The sequence below is a fragment of the Micromonospora sp. BRA006-A genome (genome assembly GCF_033433935.1).
Lineage (GTDB): Bacteria > Actinomycetota > Actinomycetes > Mycobacteriales > Micromonosporaceae > Micromonospora > Micromonospora aurantiaca.
Genome location: NZ_JANCLW010000001.1, coordinates 991,034 through 1,011,693, shown reverse-complemented (window position 1 = coordinate 1,011,693; position 20,660 = coordinate 991,034). Strand labels below are relative to the sequence as shown.

Sequence of the window (20,660 nt, the reverse complement as noted above, 5' to 3'; positions counted from 1 at the left end):
GATACCATCCAGAGGAGTCGGACAGCGCTGTCCTTCGTCCTCGCGTAAGGAGCGCAACCGTGACCGACCAGCACGACCACGACGGCCCCGACGCCGCTCTCCGGGCCGACATCCGCCGCCTCGGCACGCTGCTCGGGCAGACCCTCGCCCGGCAGGAGGGCCGCCCGCTCCTCGACCTGGTCGAGGAGATCCGCGCCCAGGTCCGCTCCGACGCGCCGGCCGCCGCCCAGCGCCTCGCCGGGCTCGACGTCACCACCGGCACGAAGCTGGCCCGTGCCTTCTCCACCTACTTCCACCTGGCGAACATCACCGAGCAGGTGCACCGCGCCCGGGATCTGCGCCGCCGCCGCGCCACCCACGGCGGCTGGCTGGACCAGGCGGCCAAGATGATCGCCGAACGGGGCGTACCGGCCGAGGAGATCGCCGCCGCGGCCCGCCGGCTGGCCGTACGCCCGGCCTTCACCGCCCACCCCACCGAGGCGGCCCGCCGGTCCATCCTGTCCAAGCTGCGCGCCGTGGCCGACGAGCTGGACACCGAGACCGCGAACGCGATCCTGTACGGCGCCAGCGACGAGGGCCCGGCGAACCGCCGCCTGGCCGAACTGCTCGACCTCATGTGGCAGACCGACGAGCTGCGGCTCGACCGGCCTGATCCGACAGACGAGGCGCGCAACGCGATCTACTACCTGCGCGACCTGTACGCCGAGGCCGCGCCGCAGGTCCTCGACGACCTCGCCGACACGCTGCGCACGCTCGGCGTGGAGACGTCGCCGACGTCCCGCCCGCTGAGCTTCGGCACCTGGATCGGCGGCGACCGCGACGGCAACCCGTTCGTCACGCCGGTGGTCACCCGCGAGGTGCTGCGCATCCAGCACGAACACGGCATCGCCGCCACCGAGAAGGCGATGGACGAGCTGATCACCGAGGTCAGCGTCTCCCGGCGGCTGCGCGCGGTGTCGCTCGACCTGTCCGCCAGCCTCGCCAAGGACCTGGATGCGCTACCAGAGGTGGCGCCCCGGTTCCGCCGGGTCAACGCGGAGGAGCCGTACCGGCTCAAGGCGCGGTGCGTGAAGGCGAAGCTCGCCAACACCCGGGAGCGGCTGCGCGCCGACACCCCGCACGTGCCGGGGCGCGACTACCGGGGCTCGTCCGAGCTGATCGCCGACCTGGAGCTGCTGCGCGCGTCGCTGGCCCGCAACTCCGGCCAGCTCACCGCCGTCGGGCGGCTGGCCTCGGCCATCCGTACGGTGTCCGCGTTCGGCCTGCACCTGGCCACCATGGACATCCGGGAGCACGCGGAGAAGCACCACGAGGTGCTGGCCCAGCTCTACGAGGCGGTCGGCGAGGTCTCCGACTACCCGGCGCTGTCCCGGCTGGAGCGCACCAAGCTGCTCGCCGACGAGCTGACCGGCCGCCGGCCGCTCTCCACCCAGGACAGCCCGCTCACCGAGTCGGCCCGCAAGACGTTCGACGTGTTCGCGGCGATCCGCGAGGCGCAGGACCGGTTCGGCCCCGAGGTGATCGAGTCGTACATCATCTCGATGACGCTCGGCGTGGACGACGTGCTGGCCGCCGTGGTGCTGGCCCGCGAGGCCGGCCTGGTGGACGTGCACTCCGGGCGGGCCCGCATCGGCATCGTGCCGCTGCTGGAGACCCCGGCCGAGCTGAACGCCGGTGGAGAGCTGCTGGACGAGCTGCTGTCGCTGCCCGCGTACCGGGCGCTCGTGGCGGCCCGGGGCGACGTGCAGGAGGTGATGCTCGGCTACTCCGACTCCAACAAGGAGGCGGGCATCACCACCAGCCAGTGGTCCATCCACCGGGCGCAGCGCGCGCTGCGGGACGTGGCCGCGCGGCACGGCGTACACCTGCGGTTGTTCCACGGCCGGGGCGGCACCGTCGGCCGTGGTGGCGGCCCCACGCACGACGCGATCCTGGCCCAGCCGTACGGCACGCTGGACGGCGCGATCAAGGTGACCGAGCAGGGCGAGGTCATCTCCGACAAGTACACGCTGCCGGCGCTGGCCCGGGAGAACCTGGAACTGACGGTGGCGGCGGTGCTCCAGGCGACGCTGCTGCACACCGCCCCCCGGCAGCCGGCCGAGATGCTGGAGCGCTGGGACGCGGCGATGGACGTGGTGTCCGAGTCGGCGTTCCGGTCGTACCGGTCGCTGGTCGAGGATCCGGACCTGCCCGCGTACTTCTGGGCGTCCACCCCGACCGAGCTGCTCGGCGCGCTGAACATCGGTTCCCGGCCGGCGAAGCGCCCGAACACCGGCGCCGGCCTGTCCGGCCTGCGGGCCATCCCGTGGGTGTTCGGCTGGACGCAGACCCGGCAGATCGTGCCGGGCTGGTTCGGCGTGGGCTCCGGGCTGGCCGCCGCGCGGGCGGCCGGGCTGGCCGACGTGCTCGCCGAGATGAACCGGAACTGGCACTTCTTCCGCACGTTCCTGTCGAACGTCGAGATGATGCTGACCAAGACCGACCTGACCATCGCCCGGCGGTACGTGGAGACGCTGGTGCCGAAGAAGCTGCACCCGATCTTCGACAAGATCGAGCAGGAGTACGAGCTGACCAAGCAGGAGGTGCTCGCGGTCACCGCCGCACCGGCGCTGCTGGACAACTCACCGGTGCTGCAGCGCACGCTCGCCGTGCGGGACACCTACCTGGAGCCGCTGCACCACCTCCAGGTGGCCTTGCTGCGGCAGTACCGCGAATCAGGCGCGGCCGGGCGGGCGGTGGCGACCGCGCCGGGTGGGCGGCGTGCCCCGAACGACGGTACGGCGCTGGAGCGGGCGCTGCTGACCACCGTCAACGGCATCGCCGCCGGCATGCGCAACACCGGCTGAGGTGTAAGGAAGGGCCCCCTCTTAACGCCTCGTGCATAAGAGGGGGCCCTTCTTAACGCGCGCGGCTAGAAGTCGCCGCCGCCGAAGTCACCACCGAAATCCCCGCCGCCGAAGCCACCGAAGTCGCCGCCGCCGTAGTCCCCGCCGCCGCCGAAGTCGCCACCGGCGTAGTCGCCACCGCCGCCCATGTCGCCGCCGCCCATGTCGCCGCCCTGGTCGCCGAAGTCCTGGCCGTCGCCGAAGCCCTCCTGGTAACCGGCGTCGTACCCGGGGTCGGCGAACGCCGGTGAGAACAGCGCGTCCGCGATCAGGAGACCGCCGACCACGCCGACACCCGCGCCGAGCGCGGTCTTCCACCATGGCGTGGAGTACCAGCCGGCCGGCACCGGCCGCCCCTGGAACCGGCCACCCGGGTAGTAGTAGGGCGTCGCGTTCCCCGGCTGCGGGCCGGCCCGGAACGTCTGCCCCTGCACGTCGACCTGGCGCTCCTTGGTGAGCGCGCCGGCACCCTGAGCGGCGGCGAGCGGCGGCAGCTCCGGGCCCGGGTCGATGCCCATCGCGGTCCGCGCCGCCCGGATGTACGCCAGCCCCTCCAGCGCGGTCTCCCGGGCCAGCCCGAACTGGCGTGGCGTGGTGGCCTGCTCCAGCTGCGAACCGGCCGCGTTGTAGCGCTCACCGGCGTCGGCGAGCGCCTGCCGGACCGCCGGGGCGTCGCCGTGCAGGTTCATCAGCTGGCCGCCGAGCCGCTCGTACCAGCGCTGCGCCTCGGCGCGGGCGTCGGCCAGTTCGTTCGACCGGCGCGATCTGCTGCCCCTCCGCCAGAACACGAACGCACCTCCGAGCAGCAGGATCAGGACCAGCCACAACGCGAACTCCATGACTCGAACGTACCCACCGGGCGCTCGTCGTACCCGTTTGGCAAGCTCTTGGCCATGAGCTTTGCGACGCTGGCCGTGGTGGTGCTCTGCCTCGCCGCGGGCGGCGCGGTGGGCTGGCTGGCCGCGCGGGCGCGCGCGGCGGCCGACATCGCCCGCCTGGAGGCGACGCTCGCCGCCACCCAGGCCGGTGAGGGCCGGCTGGAGCAGTCGATGCGGGCGCTCAGCTACGAGGCGACGGCGCAGTCCCAGGAGGCGGTGGCCCGCGCGGTGGCGCCGCTGCACGACACGCTGCGCCGCTACGAACAGCGGGTGGCGGAGCTTGAGCGGGACCGGGTCGACGCGTACGCCGAGCTGCGCGAGCAGGTGCGATCCATGAGCGCGGTCTCCGGCGAGCTGCGCACCGAGACCAAGCAGCTGGTCGCCGCGCTGCGCGCGCCGCAGGTACGCGGCCGCTGGGGCGAGCACCAGCTCCGCCGGATCGTCGAGGCCGCCGGCATGCTCGAACACTGCGACTTCAGCGAGCAGGTCACCGCCGCGACCGACCACCAGGGGGTACGCCCCGACCTGGTGGTGCGCCTGCACGGCGGCCGGACGGTGGTGGTGGACGCGAAGGCGCCGTTCGACGCGTACCTGACCGCGATGGAGGCGCGCGACGAGCGGGGGCGCGACACCCACCTGGACGCGCACGCCCGGCACCTGCGCGCGCACGTGGACGGCCTGGCGGCCAAGTCCTACTGGTCGGCGTTCGACCAGACGCCCGAGTTCGTGGTGCTGTTCGTGCCGGCGGACCCGTTCCTCGACGTGGCGCTGCAACGCGACCCGTCCCTGCTGGAGCACGCGTTCGCCCGCAACGTGGTGCTCGCCACGCCGGCCACGCTGGTGGCGCTGCTGCGCACGGTGGCCTACTCGTGGCGGCAGGAGGCGCTGGCCCGCAACGCCGCCACCGTCCACTCGCTGGCCCGCGAGCTGTACGGGCGGCTGTCCACTCTGGGCGACCACGTCGGCAAGCTCGGCAGTTCGCTGAGCGGGGCGGTGACGGCGTACAACCGGGCGGTGGGGTCGCTGGAGGCGCGGGTGCTCGTCAGCGCCCGCAAGCTGGCCGAGCTGGGTGTCTCCGACGATGAGCTGGCCGCGCCGGCGCAGGTGGAGCTGGCACCGAGGCAGCCGCAGGCGCCCGAACTTCGCCACCACGAATTCTGAGCCACAGCGCGGCTCGTCAAAGCCCATGCGGCAGCTGCGCCTGCCCGCCCAAGTCGGGACAGAATCGCATTCTGTCAGACTGCCGAAATACGCGATGCCCCCTTTGACATAACGGACATTAAGGTAAATCAGCCGGGCCAGTCTTAGACACTTGCCGATACTTCGATGCCTATGTATGGTGTCCGCAACACCCCTTCCAGAGAACGAGGTGCACATGCGGGGAATCCGTCGCGCATTGTTGGCGACATTGGGTGCGCTGGCCATTTCAATTGGCGGCCTGACTCTTCCGAACAGCGGCGCAGCATGGGCTGACGAGCCAGAGGAAACCATCATCATCGTCGAGCTCGGCACGACTCAGGAAGAGATCGACGCCGCAGGGCTCGACCTCGACGTGGCCGAGGCGAAGCTGGCCATCCCATCGCTGGACTGCGAGGAGGGCGGTGGCGCGTTCAGGACCCTCGCACCGCCGCCGGACTGCACCAACGGCACTTCGTGCAACGTGTTCTGTGGGGTCGTGCACAACCGGAGCGGAAAGACGCTCAACCTGAGCCGCGATTCGTCGAGCCACACCTCATGCTCGGTGACCGGGCCGTACGGCAACCTTCCCAGCGGAAAGAGCTCGAATTCCTACTTCGGCTGGCGCGACACCGACTGCTTCAGGTCGACCACCCATCGCATCTTCTACCGTGGATGGTTCTACGGTAAGGGAAGCTGGATCCGCATCTACAATGGCGTCTGGATCTACTAAGCGAACCAAAGCGTGAAATGAATTGGTGCGGGCGCCAAGCGCCCGCACCAATTCATTTCATCTCCATTAATTCTCAACCGCATTTCAATGGGCTCAGGGTGTTAAGGTGAGCACCGCCCTGACCGCGTCCGCGGCACCGCTTAAGGGGAAATCATGACCCGATCGCCATCAGCTCGGCCACGACGGGTGGTCGCGGCGTTGATCGGCACGGCCCGTGAGAAGCTGGCTGTTCGGGGAAGGTGGGAGCTTTCGGCGGCATTCGTGGCGGCCTTGCTCTGCGCCGTCGCCGCGGCTTCCTTCCTGTCTTTCTTGACCTGGCAGACTGCGCCTGCGCTGCCGACCGATGGGGAAGCGCAAAGGATGATCGCACCGGCTCTACCGGCAGACTCCGAGGGACCTCATCGGCTCGAGGCGGTCTTCGCTCCGGACGCCGAGCGAGGTTGGAAAGATCTACTACTCGGGACCGACGGCTACCGTCCCGGCTCGGTGAGCTGGTTGAGTACCTGGCCGGACCGGTCCGCCGCAGTCTCTGCCGTCAACGACGCCCGCGATCCGCTGCGGCAGGCGGGATGGGACGTCGGGCCCCTCCTGGACGAGACATGCTGCCCGACCTTCGTGGCGTATCGCGATGGTTGGCGGATCGAGGTGGGCTCACAGGGCGTCGTCGACGCTGATCGCGTGGGCGTTCAAGCCTCGGTAACTCGCACCGCCCCCGCGCTGGCGTCGCCCGCGGCCCTGGCCGGTGCGGCGTTGGGGGCGATTGCGGGCTGGTGGATGATCGCCGGCATCGCACGCCACATGCGGCGTCGGCCGGCCGCTGCAAGCCAGCCGATCGTGGTGCTTTTCATCACCGGCAGCGTCGCGTTGCTACCGGCCGCGGCAGTGAGCGCATTGGCCCTTGGCCAGGCCCTCAGCGCGCCGGCGGAGCCGATCCCGGTCTGGCTTGGATTTGGATTCGTCTTTCTGCGGCTCGGTGCATGGATCGGTGCTGCGCTTCTCACGATTGCCGTTCTGACGTTGTGGAGACGGCCAGGGCTGGACGACGCCAGGCAGGTGACGCAGAGCCGCCCAGTCTGACAACAGATGGTTCGACGCTTTGTCGGCCTGCCGGCCGGGACTTCAGTAGCGAGGTCAGGCGCGGCGGGCGGACTCGACCACGAACGGGGTGCCCTGCTGGCAGGTGGTCATCATGCCCGGCTCGGGACGGCCGGTGACCTCGACCTTGGCACCGGCCTTGAGCACGTCGCGCGGCCCGCCGACGAGCAGGTGGCCGTCGAGCAGCAGGCAGTTCGGCTCGACGCCGGCCTGCACGGTGCCGCTGAGGACGGTGCCGCCGACCCCCGGTGGGGTCGACGGGCCACCCTTCCAGGACGGGTCCGGGCGGCTCGGGCTGGTGCCGGGGTCGGGCTGGCTGGTCACGGGGGCGGCTCCCGTCGTACTCGGGCTCGGGTTCGGGCTGGAGTCGGCGGACCCGTCGCCGGGCGCGGCGCAGGCGGTCAGCGCGAGGCCGGCGAGCAGTGCGACGAGCACCGTACGAGGAGTCTTCATGGTCGGTTGGACGCGGCGGGCGGCCGATCCGTTCCCGGTCAGCCGCGGGCCGCGGCGGCGGCCTTCATGTCGCGCTTGAGCTCCTGCGGCAGCGAGAACGTCAGGCGCTCGTCCGCGGTGGTGATCTCCTCCACGTCGCCGAAACCGCGCTCGGCCAGGTGCGCGAGCACCTGCTGGACCAGCTCGTCGGGCACGCTCGCGCCGGAGGTCACACCCACCGTCCGGGCGCCGGTCAGCCAGGCGTCCTCGATCTCGTGCGCGAAGTCGACCAGGTAGCCGGCGCGGGCCCCGGCGTCGAGCGCCACCTCGACCAGCCGGACCGAGTTCGAGGAGTTGCGCGACCCGACCACGATCACCACGTCGCACTCGGGGGCGATCTCCTTGACCACGTGCTGGCGGTTGGAGGTGGCGTAGCAGATGTCGTCGCTGGGCGGCGACTGGAGCAGCGGCAGCCGCTTCTTGAGCCGGGCCACCGTCTCCAGCGTCTCGTCCACCGACAGCGTGGTCTGGGACAGCCAGACCACCTTCTCCGGGTCGCGCACGGTGACCTTGTCGACGCCGTCCGGGCCGTCGACGAGCTGGATGTGGGCGGGGGCCTCGCCGGCGGTGCCGATGACCTCCTCGTGCCCCTCGTGCCCGATGAGCAGGATGTCGTATTCCTGCGCGGCGAACCGCCGGGCCTCGTGGTGCACCTTCGTGACCAGCGGGCAGGTGGCGTCGATCGCCCGCAGCGAGCGCTGCTTGGCCTGCTCGTAGACCTCGGGGGCCACGCCGTGGGCGGAGAAGATGACCGTGGCGCCCTCCGGCACCTCCTCGTTCTCCTCCACGAAGATCGCGCCCTGGGCCTCAAGCGTGCGCACCACGTGCTTGTTGTGCACGATCTGCTTGCGCACGTAGATCGGCGCGCCGTAGAGCTTCAGCGCCTCCTCGACGGTCTGCACCGCCCGGTCCACGCCCGCGCAGTAGCCGCGAGGGTTGGCCAGGAGCACGCGCTTGCCGGTCCGGGGAGTCGTCTCAGCGTCAGTCACCCGCCCATCGTACGTGCCGCCCTCCCGTACGGCAGCGGCCGCGAGGCGCGCGCGGGCGCTGTCGGTCCCGGGCCGTAGGGTGGGCGGGTGAGCGCGGGAGAGGACGGCCGGGGGGCGCCGGACGGGCGGAGCACGCCCGAGGAGCCGTGGCCGGTCCGGGTGGTCAGCCAGAAGGTCGGCGCGTGGATCGCCCGCCTGGGCTGGGTGTGGGTCGACGGCCAGGTGGCGCAGATCAGCCGCCGCCCCGGCGCGAGCACAGTCTTCCTCACGCTGCGCGACCCGTCGGCCGACCTCAGCCTCACCGTCACCACGAACCGCGACGTGCTGGACGCGGGCGCGCCGGAGCTGCGTGAGGGCGCCCGGGTGGTGCTGCACGCCAAGCCGGAGTTCTACGCCGCGCGGGGCACGCTCAGCCTGCGGGCCGACGAGATTCGTCAGGTCGGTCTCGGTGAGCTGCTGGCCCGGCTGGAGAAGCTCAAGAAGCTGCTCGCCGCCGAGGGCCTGTTCGACCGGTCCCGCAAGCGGAGGCTGCCGTTCCTGCCGGGCCGGGTCGGCCTGATCACCGGCCGCGCCTCGGCGGCCGAGCGGGACGTGCTGACCAACGCCCGCCGCCGCTGGCCCGCCGTCGACTTCCGCACGATCAACGTGGCGGTGCAGGGGCCGAGCGCGGTACCCGACATCGTCGGCGCGCTGAAGGTGCTCGACACCGACCCGGCCGTCGACGTGATCGTCATCGCCCGCGGCGGCGGCGGCATCGAGGATCTGCTGCCCTTCTCCGACGAGGCGCTGTGCCGGGCGGTCTTCGCCTGCCGCACCCCGGTGGTCAGCGCGATCGGCCACGAGACGGACGCGCCGCTGCTCGACTACGTGGCCGACGTGCGCGCCTCCACCCCGACCGACGCGGCGAAGCGCATCGTGCCGGACCTGACCGAGGAGGTCCGCCTGATCGGCCAGGCCCGGTCCCGGCTGGAACGGGCGGTGCGTCACCTGGTCGACCGGGAGCAGCACCGGATCGACCTGCTGCGCTCCCGCCCGGTGCTGGCCCGGCCGCAGGTGATGGTCGAGCAGCGCGCGGTGGACGTGTCCGCGCTGCGCGACCGCGCCGGCCGGTCCCTGGAGCACCGGCTGCGGGGCGCCACCGACGACCTGCGGCACACGCTGGCCCGGCTGCGCGCGCTGTCCCCGGCCGCGACGCTGGAGCGCGGCTACGCGATCGTGCAGCGCGCCGACGGCCACGTCGTCCGCGCGGCCTCCGAGGTCGCCAAGGGCGATCCACTGCGGGTACGCCTCGCCGAGGGCGAGCTGACCGCCACCGTCGACGGCTGAGGGAAGAGAGACGATGACCGGGACGAAGCAGGACGAACAGCTCAGCTACGAGCAGGCCCGCGCCGAGCTGGCCTCGGTGGTGGAGAAGCTGGAGGCGGGCGGCACCTCCCTGGAGGAGTCGCTGGCCCTCTGGGAGCGCGGCGAGCAGCTCGCCGGGGTGTGCCAGCGCTGGCTGGACGGCGCCCGCGCCCGCATCGACGCCGCCCGCCAGCGCGCCGAGGACTGACGGTGGGATTCGGCGCGATCGCCGAACCCCACCGCAGACCTCAGTTGAACAGGTTGTACAGCTCGGCGGGGGCCTCGACGACCTGGTCGGCCGAGGGCTTCTGGGCCGGCGCCGCGTTGCCGTAGTCGGTGTAGGTGATCTTCAGGTCCTGCGCGGCGCTCTGCCCGGCGGCCGGGATCTTGAGCACCATCTCGCTGAGCCGGCCCTGCGTGTCGACCTTGGCGGTGAACGGCACCGACTGGGCCTGCGCACCGAGCGCGGTGATCACGGCCGGGTCGAGCGAACCCGCCTCGGCGGCCTTCGACACGTCGACGGTGCCCTCGTACGCACCCTCGCCGGTCTGCCGTACCTCGGTGATGCCCTGGGTGAGCACGGCGCTGCCGGCCGGGTCGAGCTTCTCGAAGTCGAAGCCCAGCGCCCGGTTGCCCTTGATCCGGTTCTGGTCGAGGTGGTGGTACTTGCCGGTGTTGAGGTTCTTCACGCCGGGGATCTGCGTGGCGGCGGCGCCGCCGAGTTCCAGCTTGACCCAGCTGTCCGGCTTCGCGTGGATGAGGTCCAGCTTCATCATCAGGTCCGACGACGGGTCGCCGATGGTCATCCGCATGTCGGCGCTCTGGCTCGGCTCGTGCACCTGCCCTTCGGCGGTGGAGCCCGCGCCGGTCATGGAGAACTTGAAGTTCCCCTCGCGGATCGCGTTCGTGGAGTCGAGCAGGGCCTGCTTGGCCGCGCTGCTGGACGCCGTGGCGCTCGGTGCGACGCTGCCGGAGGCGCTCGGGGTCGCGGAGGCGTCGGACGTCGTCCCGTTGCCGTTGCAGGCCGCCAGGCCGGGAATGAGCAGCGCCGCGGCGAACGCGGTGGCGCTGAAGCGTCGTATCTTCACGTCAACCTCTCCAGGTGGGTCGTCCGGGCTCGATGTCCCTTCTGTTCCCGGAAGCGGGGATCCGCAATCCCGCCTCACCCGGAGGGAGGAGTCAGCGCAGCGACGTGGCGAGCTTGCGCAGCTCCGTCTCGCCCGCGTCACCGACCACGATCACGGTGCGGTTCGGCTCCAGCAGGACGAGCGCCTGCTCGTTGCCGCGTGCCGTGTAGCGCTGCCAGCTCAGCCCGCCGGGCAGGTCGGCGGCGCCCTGCGGCTGCCCCTCGGTCAGCTCGGCCGGCAGCAGCTTCTCCGCCGGGACGTTGCTCTCCACGAGCTGCGCGCCACGGCCCTCCGGGGTCACGTACCCGATCCGCAGCGTCGAGCCGTCCGGTTCGGTCCGGAAGCGGGCGTTGACAATACGCCAGTCGTCGCCCAGCCCGGTCGGCTCGCTGACCGGGAAGGCGTTCGCGGAGCGTGCCTGCTCCAGCGCGGGCGCCGGGTCGACGGTGACCGGCGAGTCGCCGCCGAGGAAGCCCCGGTAGAAGGCGAGCAGCAGCGCGATCGGGACCAGCAGGATCAGCAGGGAGAGCGCCATGTCCTTCGGCGACCGCTCGGACCGGGCCTTGCCCGTCGCAGGAGCGGGCTCGGGCTCGGGCTCGGCGGGCGCGGGTGCCACAGCCGCTGGTTGCGGGGCCGCGGACGGCGCGGTCGCGGGCTCGACCAGCGCGGGCTGGCCGTCCGGCGGGGTGGCGTCGGTCGGTGTGCGGTCGGCAGGCTGTGCGGCTTCCACAGGGTCATTGTCGCAGCCCACCGGGTGACGTGATCCTGGCCTCCTCCGCCCCGCCGGGACGGCGAACCTGAGATCGTGTGAGGATCAGCGACAAAACCGGCGGCGGTGGCCGCCGGTCCCACCCCGCAACGTCGCGAGGAGGCCGCCATGACAACCACCAGGACGCGGACGCCCCAGGATCTCGACCGCAACCTCGCCCTCGATCTGGTCCGGGTCACCGAGGCCGCGGCGATGGCCGCCGGCCGCTGGGTCGGCCGAGGCGACAAGGAGGGCGGCGACGGCGCAGCTGTCGACGCCATGCGAAAGCTGATCAACTCGATCCCGATGCGCGGCGTCGTGGTGATCGGCGAGGGCGAGAAGGACAACGCCCCGATGCTGTTCAACGGCGAGGAGGTCGGCGACGGGACCGGCCCCGAGGTGGACGTGGCGGTCGACCCGATCGACGGCACCACGCTGATGAGCAAGGGCATGCCGAACGCGCTGGCGGTGCTCGCGGTGGCCGAGCGCGGCGCGATGTTCGACCCGAGCGCGGTCTTCTACATGGAGAAGCTGGCGGTCGGCCCGATGTACGCCGACGTGGTGGACATCAACGCCGGGGTGGCCGAGAACATCAACCGGATCGCCAAGGTCAAGGGCACCGACGCCGCCGAGGTGACCGTGTGCGTGCTGGACCGGTCGCGCCACGACGACCTGGTCAAGCAGATCCGGCGTACCGGCGCGGGGATCCGGTTCATCTCCGACGGCGACATCGCGGGCGCCATCGCGGCGGCCCGCGGCGAGTCGGACGTGGACGTGCTGATGGGCATCGGCGGCACCCCGGAGGGCATCACCGCCGCGTGCGCGCTCAAGTGCATGGGCGGCATGATGCAGGCCAAGCTCTGGCCGAAGGACGAAGACGAGCGCCGCAAGGCGCTGGACGCCGGGCACGACCTGGACCGGGTGCTGTTCACCGACGACCTGGTCACCGGCGACAACTGCTTCTTCGTGGCCACCGGTGTCACCTCCGGTGACCTGCTGCGCGGCGTGCGGTACCGCTCCGGTGGGGCGTACACCCAGTCGATCGTGATGCGTTCCAAGAGCGGCACGATCCGGGTGATCGACTCGTACCACCGCCTGGAGAAGCTCGCCCTCTACTCGGCTGTCGACTTCGACGGCCGCCCGCTGGCCGAGCAGGAGTGAGCCGGGCCGGGACGGCGGCACCACCGGCACCGCCGACGCTGTCGACCGGGCGACGTGTCGCCGGTGTCGGGTTGGCCACCGCCTCGGGCGTGATAGTCGCCGTACAGTCCCGGATCAACGGTGAGCTGGGCGTACGCCTGGCCGACGGGATCGCCGCCGCGGTGGTCTCGTTCGGTGTGGGTCTGCTGATCCTGCTGGTGCTGGTCCCCGCCACCCCCGGTGGCCGGCGGGGACTGGCCGCCCTGCGCGGCGCGTTGCGCGCCGGCACGCTGCGACCGTGGCAGTGCCTGGGCGGGGTGTGCGGCGCGTTCCTGGTGGCGACGCAGGGGCTGACCATCGGCGCGCTCGGGGTGGCGGTCTTCACCGTCGCGGTGGTGGCCGGGCAGTCCGGCAGCAGCCTGCTCGTCGACCGGGCCGGCATCGGCCCGAGCGGCCGGCAGCCGGTCACCCCGAACCGGCTGATCGGTGCGGTGCTCACCGTGCTCGCCGTCCTGCTGGCGGTGGGCGACCGGCTCGGCGACCCGAAGGCGCTGGTGCTGGCCCTGCTACCGCTGGCGGCCGGGGTGGGCATCGCCTGGCAGCAGGCGGTCAACGGGCGGGTCCGGGCGGCGGCGGGCAGCGCCATGACGGCCACGCTCGTGAACTTCACCGTCGGCACGGCGGCGCTGCTCGTCACTCTCGCGGTGGACCTGGCGGTACGCGGCCGGCCGGCCGGCGCGTTCCCGAGCGAGCCGTGGCTCTATCTCGGCGGCCCGCTCGGCATCGTGTTCATCGCGCTTGCCGCCGCCCTCGTCCGGTTCACCGGGGTGCTGCTGCTCGGTCTGGCCACGATCGCCGGGCAGATCGTCGGCGCGGTGCTGCTGGACCTGGTACTGCCGACCGCCGCCTCGCACCCCGGGCTGGCCACGCTGCTCGGCGCGGCGCTGACCATGGTCGCCGTGCTCGTGGCCGCCTTCGGCCCGGCCCGCCGCCCCTAACGGGCGGCGGCGGGCGCGGCGGCGCGCAGGCCGGTGACCATCTCGTCGACCACCCGGTCCAGCGGCGTCCCGTCGATCCCGAACGTCTCACTGGCGGCGGTGGAGTCCATCACGAACGGCCCGGCGAACTGGTGGGCGGTCTCCCGCAGCTCCCGGGCGAACGGGTCGGCCAGGCCGCCGAGCCAGAGCACCGGATAGGGCATCCGGGTCAGCCGGGGCGCCGGCGCACCGGCCCGCTCCGCCGCCCGGTCGGCGAGCGCCCGCATGGACATCGGGGGCGCGCTGGGCACGTGCCAGGCCCGTCCCCAGGCCCGCGGGTCGGTGGCGGCGGCGACGAGGGTACGGGCGACGTCGCCCACGTACGTCCAGGTGTGCGGCGCGTCCCAGGCGACCGGCAGGAACACCCGCTGCCCGGCGAGCACCTTGGGTAGCACCATCATGGGCAGCGAGTTGCCGCCGAGGCCGATGTAGTCGGAGCCGCGTACCTCGGTGATCCGGGCCCGGCCGGCGCGGTGGGCGGCCAGGGCGTCGGCCCACATCCGGTTGCGGACCCGGCCCTTGACGCCCGTGGCGGCGAGCGGGGTGGCCTCGGTCATCGGTGCGTCGACCGGGCCGTACCCATAGAGGTTACCGACTGTGGCGAGCACGGCGCCGCTGCGCTCGGCGGCGGTGAGCAGGGCGGCGGCGAGCGGCGGCCAGTCCGTCTGCCACGTGTGGTACTCCGGGTTGGCGCAGTTGTAGAGCGCGTCGGCGCCCTCGGTGAGCGCGGCGAGCCGGTCCGCGTCGGCGGCGTCGGCGGCCACCCGCTCGATCGCCTGGTGCTCGGGGCCGGTGCCGCGCCGAGTCACCACGCGGACGCGCTCGCCGCGCTCGGCGAGGAGGCGGGCGGTGGCGGTACCGACGGGGCCGGCGCCGACGATCACGTGCAGTGCCATGGCAGGTTCCACCTTTGCTAAGGCAGTTGTCCGAAGCGAGAGCACCGCTCTCGAAACAGAGCATGACTCATGTGAGCAGTCCCCGTCAAGAGCAGTGCTCTCTCTTTTGATTGCCGCTCTCATCCGTGGCAGAGTGACGGCATGGTCGCTCCCTCGCTCCGCGCCCGGGTCCGCGCCGGGATGATCGAAGAGATCAAGACGGTGGCCCGCCGCCACCTGGACACCGACGGCGCGAACCTCTCCCTGCGCGCTGTGGCCCGCGACCTCGGCATGGTCTCCTCGGCCATCTACCGCTACTTCCCCAGCCGCGACGACCTGCTCACCGCGCTGATCCTCGAGGCGTACGACGCGCTCGGCGACGCGGTGGAGGCGGCCGACGCCGACGCCGACCAGGCCGACCTGCGCGGACGCTGGCTCGCCGCCTGCCGGGCCGCCCGCGCGTGGGCGCTGGCCCACCCCGCCGAGTACGCGCTGCTCTACGGCAGCCCGGTGCCCGGGTACGCGGCCCCGGACGACACCGTCGCGCCCGCCCAGCGCCCACCGGTCACCCTGGTCGGCATCCTGCGCGACGGGCTCGCCTCCGGCCGGCTCGCACCGCCCGACGAGGAACTGCCCGAGCCGCTGCGCGGCGACGTGGCCGAACTGGTCGGACTGCTCGGCATGGACGTACCGCCCGCGCTGCTGGCGCGCGGCATGGCCGGCTGGACCCAGCTGTTCGGGCTGATCAGCTTCGAGCTGTTCGGCCGGATCAACCGGGCGCTGCCGCACCGCGACGAGTACTTCGACCACCAGATCGGCCTGATGGCGGACCTGGTCGGCCTGCCCTGACGCTGATCGGCGTCAGGTGCCGTCGGAGGAGTGACCGGGGAACAGGTGCGCGGTCGGGTCGATGACGACGGCTGCGTTGTTCACGGCGGTGGCGGCCTCACCGAAGCCGGTGGCGATCAGGCGGACCTTGCCCGGGTACTCGGTGATGTCCCCGGCCGCGAACACCCGGGGCAGGTTGGTGGCCATCGCGCTGTCCACCACGATGTGCCGGCGGTCGAGGCTCAGCCCCCACTCGGCGAGCGGCCCGAGGTCGGCGGTGAAGCCGAGCGCGGCCACCACGGTGTCCACCGGCAGCGTCTCCACCTCGCCGCCGCGTACGGTCAGCTCGGCGCCGGTGACCGTCTCCTCGCCGTACAGCCGGCTCACCTCGGCGTTCACCACGATCCGCACCGGCAGCGCCCGGACACGCTCGATGGTGGCGGCGTGCGCCCGGAAGCGGTCCCGCCGGTGCACCAGCGTCACCGACCGGGCCAGCGGGGCGAGCGTGGCGGCCCAGTCGAACGCCGAGTCGCCGCCGCCGACGATGAGCACGTGCCGGTCGGTCAACTCGGTGGGCTGCGGCACGAAGTAGACGATCCCGCCGCCGGTGAAGCTCTCGGCGACCGGCAGCGGCCGGGGCGTGAAGCTGCCGAGCCCGCCGGTGACCAGCACCGCGCCGCAGGTGAGCTGCTCGCCGCCGGCCAGGCCGAGCACCGGCCGGCCGTCGAGGTAGGACAGCTTCTCCGCGCGGACGCCGAGCCGGTAGTCGGGGTGGAACGGCGCGGCCTGGGCGACCAGGTTCGCGACCAGCTCACGGCCCTTGATCGCGGGGAAGCCGGCGACGTCGAGGATCAGCTTCTCCGGGTACATCGCGGTGACCTGGCCGCCCGGCTCGGGCAGCGCGTCGATCACCGACACGGAGAGTCCGCGGAAACCGGCGTAGTAGGCGGCGAAGAGCCCGGCGGGACCGGCCCCGATCACGGCGACATCGACCTCGCGCATGGCGTACCGTCACTTTCCGCTTCGGATCACCCCGTGCTGATGCCGAAACGGTAGGCGGGCGGGTGGCCCCGGGCAAGCACGTCCCGCGCTTCGATCAACGCGCCGTCAGGGCAGCGTCATCCTGGGTGAGCCGAGGCGGTCGGATTCGCCGGTGTCGTTGCGGCGGCGGAACAGGATCGCCGCGACCACGCCGCCGAGCAGCCCGAACAGGTGGCCCTGCCAGGAGATGCGCTCGTCGGTGGGCAGGATGCCGAGCAGTTGCCAGCCGTAGAGCAACCCGACCAGCAGGCCGACGGCGAAGTTCCACCAGCTCCGCTCCACCACGCCCCGGGTGAGCAGGATGCCGAGGTAGCCGAAGATGACGCCGCTGGCGCCGACCACCACCGAGTCGGGTGAGCCGGTGAACCAGACGCCCAGGCCGCTGACCAGGATGATGACGGCGGTGGACCAGAGGAACCGGCGGGTGCCGGCGGCGAGCACGAACGTGCCGAGCAGGATCAGCGGGATGCTGTTGCTGTAGAGGTGGTTCCAGCCGGCGTGCAGGAACGGTGAGAAGAAGACGCCGTCCAGGCCCTGGAGCCGCTGCGGGATGATGCCTGCGGTGTAGTCCAGGCCGAGTCGCAGGCCGACGTCGAGCGCCTCGATGAGGAACAGCACCGGCACGACCGCGCACATGGCGACGAAGGCCCGGCCGAGCGCCGCGTAGAACGCGTCGGTGCCGAACCGGTAGGGGTCGCCGCTGGGGCCGCCGTGCCAGGTCACCTACCAAGAGCTATCAGCAAAAGTGGCAGGCCGCCAGTCGGGGGCCGATAGGACGACGGCGGGACACCGGGTCTCCCCGCGTGTCCCGCCGTCGTCGTGATGTCAGTACCAGCCCGAACTCTGCGACTTCTGCCAGGCGCCGCAGGGGGTGTCGTACCGGCCCTTGATGTAGCCGAGCCCCCACGTGATCTGGGTCGCCGGGTTGGTCTTCCAGTCGTCGGCCACCGAGGCCATCTTGCTGCCCGGCACGGCCTGCGGGATGCCGTACGCCCCGGACGAGCTGTTGGAAGCCTTCGGGTTCCAGCCGCTCTCCTTGGTCCAGAGCTTGTCCAGACAGGGGAACTGGTCGATGCCGAAGCCCTTGTCGAGCATGACGGCGCAACCGATCTTCCGGTTGCCGCTGTACTCCGCGCACGAGGACGGGATCGGGCCGTCGTACGGCTTGATCTTCGTCTCCTCCTCCGCCGCGGCCCGCTCCTTCTTGCGGGTGGCGGCGGCCGCCTCGGCCTTCCTGGCCCGCTCGGCGGCCTCCTTCGCCGCCGCGGCGGCACGCAGCTTCGCCTGGTACTCGGCGGCACGCTGCCGGGACGAGTCCACGCGGTGGTCGGACAGCCGGTCGCGCTGATACGCGTACTCCGCCTGGTCGACCTCCAGGCCGACCTGCGCGGTCAGGCCCTGCTGCTGGGTCTGTCGATCCTCACCCAGATAGAAGCCGCCGGCGACGCCCACGGAGAGCAGCGCGACAGCGGCCGTACGGGCGCCGAACCGGCTCCAGAGCCGACTCACGAAGTTTCCCTTCGTCGGGGGCAGGGACACGGCACGCGCATGGCCGGGTCGGGTCACGCCGGTGCCGTGAGCGCACCGGTACCGGTGTGACTCCGGGCCGTGTCCGGCTCCCGAGTGGTAGGTGACGCTCGATGGACACCATTGCGCACAGTGAGGCCGGTGGGAAATGGCCGGGCTCAAAAGTGATCTGCGTCACCCTTAAAATGCGGACAAAGTAGGGCAAAAGCCGCAGTCAGCCGGGGATGTCCTCCAGCAGATCGGTGACCATAGCGGCGATCGGAGAACGCTCCGATCGGCTGAGCGTGACGTGCGCGAAGAGGGGATGCCCCTTCAGCGCCTCGATCACCGCCGTCACCCCGTCGTGCCGGCCGACCCGCAGATTGTCCCGCTGGGCCACGTCGTGGGTGAGCACCACCCGCGACCCCTGACCGATCCGGGACAGCACGGTGAGCAGGACGCCCCGCTCCAGCGACTGCGCCTCGTCCACGATGACGAACGCGTCGTGCAGGCTCCGGCCGCGGATGTGGGTCAGCGGCAGCACCTCCAGCAGCCCGCGCGAGGTGACCTCCTCCAGCACGTTCTCGTGCACCACCGAGCCGAGCGTGTCGAAGACGGCCTGCGCCCACGGCGACATCTTCTCCGACTCCGACCCGGGCAGGTAGCCGAGTTCCTGGCCGCCGACCGCGTACAGGGGACGGAACACGATCACCTTCTTGTGCCGGCGACGCTCCATCACCGCCTCCAGGCCGGCGCAGAGCGCCAGCGCGGACTTGCCGGTGCCGGCCCGACCGCCGAGCGACACGATGCCGATGGACTCGTCCAGCAGCAGGTCGAGCGCGATCCGCTGCTCCGCCGAGCGCCCGTGCACGCCGAACGCCTCCCGGTCGCCCCGGACCAGACGGATCGTCTTGTCCGGCAGCACCCGCCCCAGCGCCGAGCCCCGCCCCGAGTGCAGCACCAGGCCGGTGTGGCACGGCAGGCCCGCCGCGGCGTCGACGTCGAGCGCCTCGCCCGCGTACAGCCGGCCGATCTCCTCCTCGGCCAGGTCCAGCTCGGCCATCCCGGTCCAGGTCGGGTCGCTGGCCTGGCCGTGCCGGTACTCGTCGGCGCGCAGGCCCACCGAGGCCGCCTTCACCCGCAGCGGCATGTCCTTGCTGACGAGCGTGACCTCACGCCCCTCGGCGGCCAGGTTGAGCGCCACCGACAGGATGCGCGCGTCGTTCGACTCGTTGCGGAAGCCGGGCGGCAGCACCCCGTCGTCGGTGTGGTTCAGCTCCACCCGCAGCGTGCCGCCCTGGTCGTTGGCGGGCACCGGGCGGTCCAGCCGGCCGTGCCGCACCCGCAGCTCGTCCAGCATGCGCAGCGACTGGCGGGCGAACCAGCCCAGCTCGGGGTGGTGTCGCTTGCCCTCCAGCTCGGAGATCACCACCAGCGGCAGCACCACCTCGTGCTCGGCGAAGCGGTGGAACGCCGCCGGATCGGACAGCAGGACCGAGGTGTCCAGGACGAAGGCCGGGCCGGCTGGTCGGGGCTCCTCGGCCTCGGCGGCGGCGGCGCGGCGGCTACGGGTGGTCCGGCGGGTCGGGGCGGTCGAGGCCGGGGTCTGCTCGGCTCCGGCGGGGGTACGGCGAGTGATCACAGGCCTGCTCCGCGGATGGGCACCCGGCCACCCGAGTTCCGCCTCTTCCGGTGCCTGGAGGACACGGGGTCGGATGCGGGCCCCGTGCGCGAGGACGCAGGTCCGGGCTGTCCGGCTGGCCCGGGAAAACCCCGTGCCATGCCTAGACGCTAATCGCACCGGGGCCGCTCGGCTAGAGGCGCGCGTGGATCATCGTGCGGTCTTCGCCGGACGTACACCCGTTCGAGTGACCGGCGGACCGGAACCGGCCGGGATGCATGCCCCCTGCGCGCACCCCGGCCGGTCGTCCACTGCGGCGCCGCGACGCGGCGCGGGCCTCAGCCCTGCCGGCGCACCAGCGTGCCGGCCCGCGGTCCGGCGCCGGCCGCGCCGAAGGACGATCCGGTGTACGTGGTGCCCACCCGCCCGACGGCGCCGAGCCGGCCGGTGGCGGTGACGCGGACGGCCGGAGCCGAGCCGGGCCGGGCGGCGACCGCCGCGGGTACGGAGGTGCCGGCGAACGGCACCGCCGAGCGCCCGGCCGAGGTCACCACCGTCGGGCTGGGGCCGGACAACGCGGAGGCGATGGCCGCCTGGGCGTCGCGCCGGCGGCGGTTCCAGGCGCCCCGGTCGCCGTCGAAGTAGCCCTGGCGGTAACCGAACCGGTAGCCGATGCGGTAGCTGAGCTGGCCGTGCAGGCGGCCGGCCGCGTAGCAGGTGGAGCCGAGCACGAGGACGAGCACCACGGCGAGAAAGGGGGTCATCGCTCGTCCGCCCCGGGGAGCGGGTCGACCACCAGCAGCCGTTCCAGGTCGTCTGTGCTGACCTCCTCGACCAGCTCGACGCTGATCCGGCATCCGTCGAGGATCACCTCGGCCACCGACGCCCGGCGGATCTCGCCGCCGGAGTCGTAGACCCGAACGCTCAGCTCGGGGCAGCCGAGGTGGGTCCGCCAGGCGTCCCACTCCCCCCGGTCGCCGACGCTGAGCGAGAGGTACCGGCACCCGCGGGCGAGATAGAGACGCCAGGGGGCGCTCAGCCCGGCGGACACTCCGTCCGCGATCAGCCCGAAGGCCTGGGCACGGGTCGCGAGCTCGGTCACGAGACCCCCTCGGCACCCGCGGAGTGACGCATGTGAGCACTCG

General features: G+C 72.2%; 21 protein-coding genes. 9 read left to right on the top strand and 12 right to left on the bottom strand.

Going from position 1 to position 20,660, the window contains the following annotated elements; genetic code table 11:
* Positions 1-59: 59 nt before the first annotated feature.
* Positions 60-2,846: a phosphoenolpyruvate carboxylase gene (ppc, locus tag NMK34_RS05050; RefSeq protein WP_318332405.1), complete on the top strand. Its 2,787-nt coding sequence runs from the start codon at positions 60-62 to the stop codon at positions 2,844-2,846.
* A 65-nt stretch (positions 2,847-2,911) separates the two neighbouring features.
* Here the strand turns inward: ppc and NMK34_RS05045 are convergent, their stop codons facing one another.
* Positions 2,912-3,724: a hypothetical protein gene (locus NMK34_RS05045; protein ID WP_318332404.1), complete on the bottom strand. Its 813-nt coding sequence runs from the start codon at positions 3,722-3,724 to the stop codon at positions 2,912-2,914.
* Between the two features lie 54 nt (positions 3,725-3,778).
* Between NMK34_RS05045 and NMK34_RS05040 the strand changes: the two genes are divergently transcribed.
* The 3 genes from NMK34_RS05040 to NMK34_RS05030 all read left to right on the top strand — a co-directional run bounded on the left by NMK34_RS05040 (position 3,779) and on the right by NMK34_RS05030 (position 6,749).
* Positions 3,779-4,924, top strand: coding sequence for a DNA recombination protein RmuC (locus NMK34_RS05040; RefSeq protein ID WP_318332403.1), 1,146 nt, complete (start codon positions 3,779-3,781; stop codon positions 4,922-4,924).
* 214 nt (positions 4,925-5,138) lie between these two features.
* Complete coding sequence (locus NMK34_RS05035; protein ID WP_318332402.1) at positions 5,139-5,672, top strand: hypothetical protein; 534 nt, start codon at positions 5,139-5,141, stop codon at positions 5,670-5,672.
* 153 nt (positions 5,673-5,825) lie between these two features.
* Positions 5,826-6,749 (top strand): hypothetical protein, encoded by a 924-nt coding sequence (locus NMK34_RS05030; RefSeq protein ID WP_318332401.1) that lies wholly within the window; start codon positions 5,826-5,828, stop codon positions 6,747-6,749.
* A 54-nt stretch (positions 6,750-6,803) separates the two neighbouring features.
* Here the strand turns inward: NMK34_RS05030 and NMK34_RS05025 are convergent, their stop codons facing one another.
* Positions 6,804-7,220: a hypothetical protein gene (locus NMK34_RS05025; protein ID WP_318332400.1), complete on the bottom strand. Its 417-nt coding sequence runs from the start codon at positions 7,218-7,220 to the stop codon at positions 6,804-6,806.
* A 38-nt stretch (positions 7,221-7,258) separates the two neighbouring features.
* Positions 7,259-8,248, bottom strand: coding sequence for a 4-hydroxy-3-methylbut-2-enyl diphosphate reductase (locus NMK34_RS05020; protein ID WP_318332399.1), 990 nt, complete (start codon positions 8,246-8,248; stop codon positions 7,259-7,261).
* A gap of 87 nt (positions 8,249-8,335) precedes the next feature.
* On the opposite strand from NMK34_RS05020, the gene xseA reads away from it, so the two are divergent.
* Positions 8,336-9,574, top strand: coding sequence for an exodeoxyribonuclease VII large subunit (xseA, locus tag NMK34_RS05015; RefSeq protein WP_318332398.1), 1,239 nt, complete (start codon positions 8,336-8,338; stop codon positions 9,572-9,574).
* 13 nt (positions 9,575-9,587) lie between these two features.
* Entirely contained in the window at positions 9,588-9,800 is a 213-nt protein-coding gene (locus tag NMK34_RS05010) for an exodeoxyribonuclease VII small subunit (RefSeq protein ID WP_120571616.1), read from the top strand.
* Between the two features lie 40 nt (positions 9,801-9,840).
* Here NMK34_RS05010 and NMK34_RS05005 read toward each other — a convergent pair whose 3' ends face one another.
* Together NMK34_RS05005 and NMK34_RS05000 are read right to left on the bottom strand one after the other, a co-directional pair.
* A complete protein-coding gene (locus NMK34_RS05005) occupies positions 9,841-10,680 on the bottom strand; it encodes a hypothetical protein (protein ID WP_318332397.1) in 840 nt (279 codons plus the stop codon).
* Between the two features lie 91 nt (positions 10,681-10,771).
* Positions 10,772-11,449 carry a DUF4245 domain-containing protein gene (locus NMK34_RS05000; RefSeq protein WP_318332396.1) on the bottom strand — a complete coding sequence of 226 codons (678 nt, stop codon included), beginning with the start codon at positions 11,447-11,449 and terminating at the stop codon, positions 10,772-10,774.
* A gap of 147 nt (positions 11,450-11,596) precedes the next feature.
* Here NMK34_RS05000 and glpX point away from each other — a divergent pair, with 147 nt between their 5' ends.
* Together glpX and NMK34_RS04990 are read left to right on the top strand one after the other, a co-directional pair.
* On the top strand, positions 11,597-12,628 hold the full coding sequence (glpX, locus tag NMK34_RS04995) for a class II fructose-bisphosphatase (protein ID WP_318332395.1): 1,032 nt from the start codon (positions 11,597-11,599) through the stop codon (positions 12,626-12,628).
* On the top strand, positions 12,625-13,605 hold the full coding sequence (locus NMK34_RS04990) for a DMT family transporter (RefSeq protein ID WP_412098852.1): 981 nt from the start codon (positions 12,625-12,627) through the stop codon (positions 13,603-13,605). Before glpX ends, NMK34_RS04990 begins: the two co-directional genes overlap by 4 nt.
* On the opposite strand, the gene NMK34_RS04985 is transcribed toward NMK34_RS04990, so the two are convergent.
* Positions 13,602-14,540 carry an NAD-dependent epimerase/dehydratase family protein gene (locus NMK34_RS04985; protein WP_318332394.1) on the bottom strand — a complete coding sequence of 313 codons (939 nt, stop codon included), beginning with the start codon at positions 14,538-14,540 and terminating at the stop codon, positions 13,602-13,604. The genes NMK34_RS04990 and NMK34_RS04985 overlap by 4 nt on opposite strands.
* 141 nt (positions 14,541-14,681) lie before the next feature.
* On the opposite strand from NMK34_RS04985, the gene NMK34_RS04980 reads away from it, so the two are divergent.
* On the top strand, positions 14,682-15,368 hold the full coding sequence (locus NMK34_RS04980) for a TetR/AcrR family transcriptional regulator (RefSeq protein WP_318332393.1): 687 nt from the start codon (positions 14,682-14,684) through the stop codon (positions 15,366-15,368).
* Positions 15,369-15,380: 12 nt separating this feature from the next.
* On the opposite strand, the gene NMK34_RS04975 is transcribed toward NMK34_RS04980, so the two are convergent.
* The 6 genes from NMK34_RS04975 to NMK34_RS04950 all read right to left on the bottom strand — a co-directional run bounded on the left by NMK34_RS04975 (position 15,381) and on the right by NMK34_RS04950 (position 20,617).
* Positions 15,381-16,349 (bottom strand): NAD(P)/FAD-dependent oxidoreductase, encoded by a 969-nt coding sequence (locus tag NMK34_RS04975; protein ID WP_318332392.1) that lies wholly within the window; start codon positions 16,347-16,349, stop codon positions 15,381-15,383.
* Positions 16,350-16,454: 105 nt separating this feature from the next.
* Positions 16,455-17,111, bottom strand: coding sequence for a rhomboid family intramembrane serine protease (locus NMK34_RS04970; protein ID WP_318332391.1), 657 nt, complete (start codon positions 17,109-17,111; stop codon positions 16,455-16,457).
* 102 nt (positions 17,112-17,213) lie between these two features.
* A complete protein-coding gene (locus NMK34_RS04965) occupies positions 17,214-17,897 on the bottom strand; it encodes a transglycosylase SLT domain-containing protein (protein ID WP_318332390.1) in 684 nt (227 codons plus the stop codon).
* 232 nt (positions 17,898-18,129) lie between these two features.
* Positions 18,130-19,536, bottom strand: a complete 1,407-nt coding sequence (locus NMK34_RS04960; protein ID WP_318332389.1) for a PhoH family protein — start codon at positions 19,534-19,536, stop codon at positions 18,130-18,132.
* A gap of 317 nt (positions 19,537-19,853) precedes the next feature.
* Positions 19,854-20,279, bottom strand: a complete 426-nt coding sequence (locus NMK34_RS04955; protein WP_135243334.1) for a hypothetical protein — start codon at positions 20,277-20,279, stop codon at positions 19,854-19,856.
* Complete coding sequence (locus NMK34_RS04950) at positions 20,276-20,617, bottom strand: hypothetical protein (protein ID WP_013284064.1); 342 nt, start codon at positions 20,615-20,617, stop codon at positions 20,276-20,278. Before NMK34_RS04950 ends, NMK34_RS04955 begins: the two co-directional genes overlap by 4 nt.
* Between the last annotated feature and the right edge of the window lie 43 nt (positions 20,618-20,660).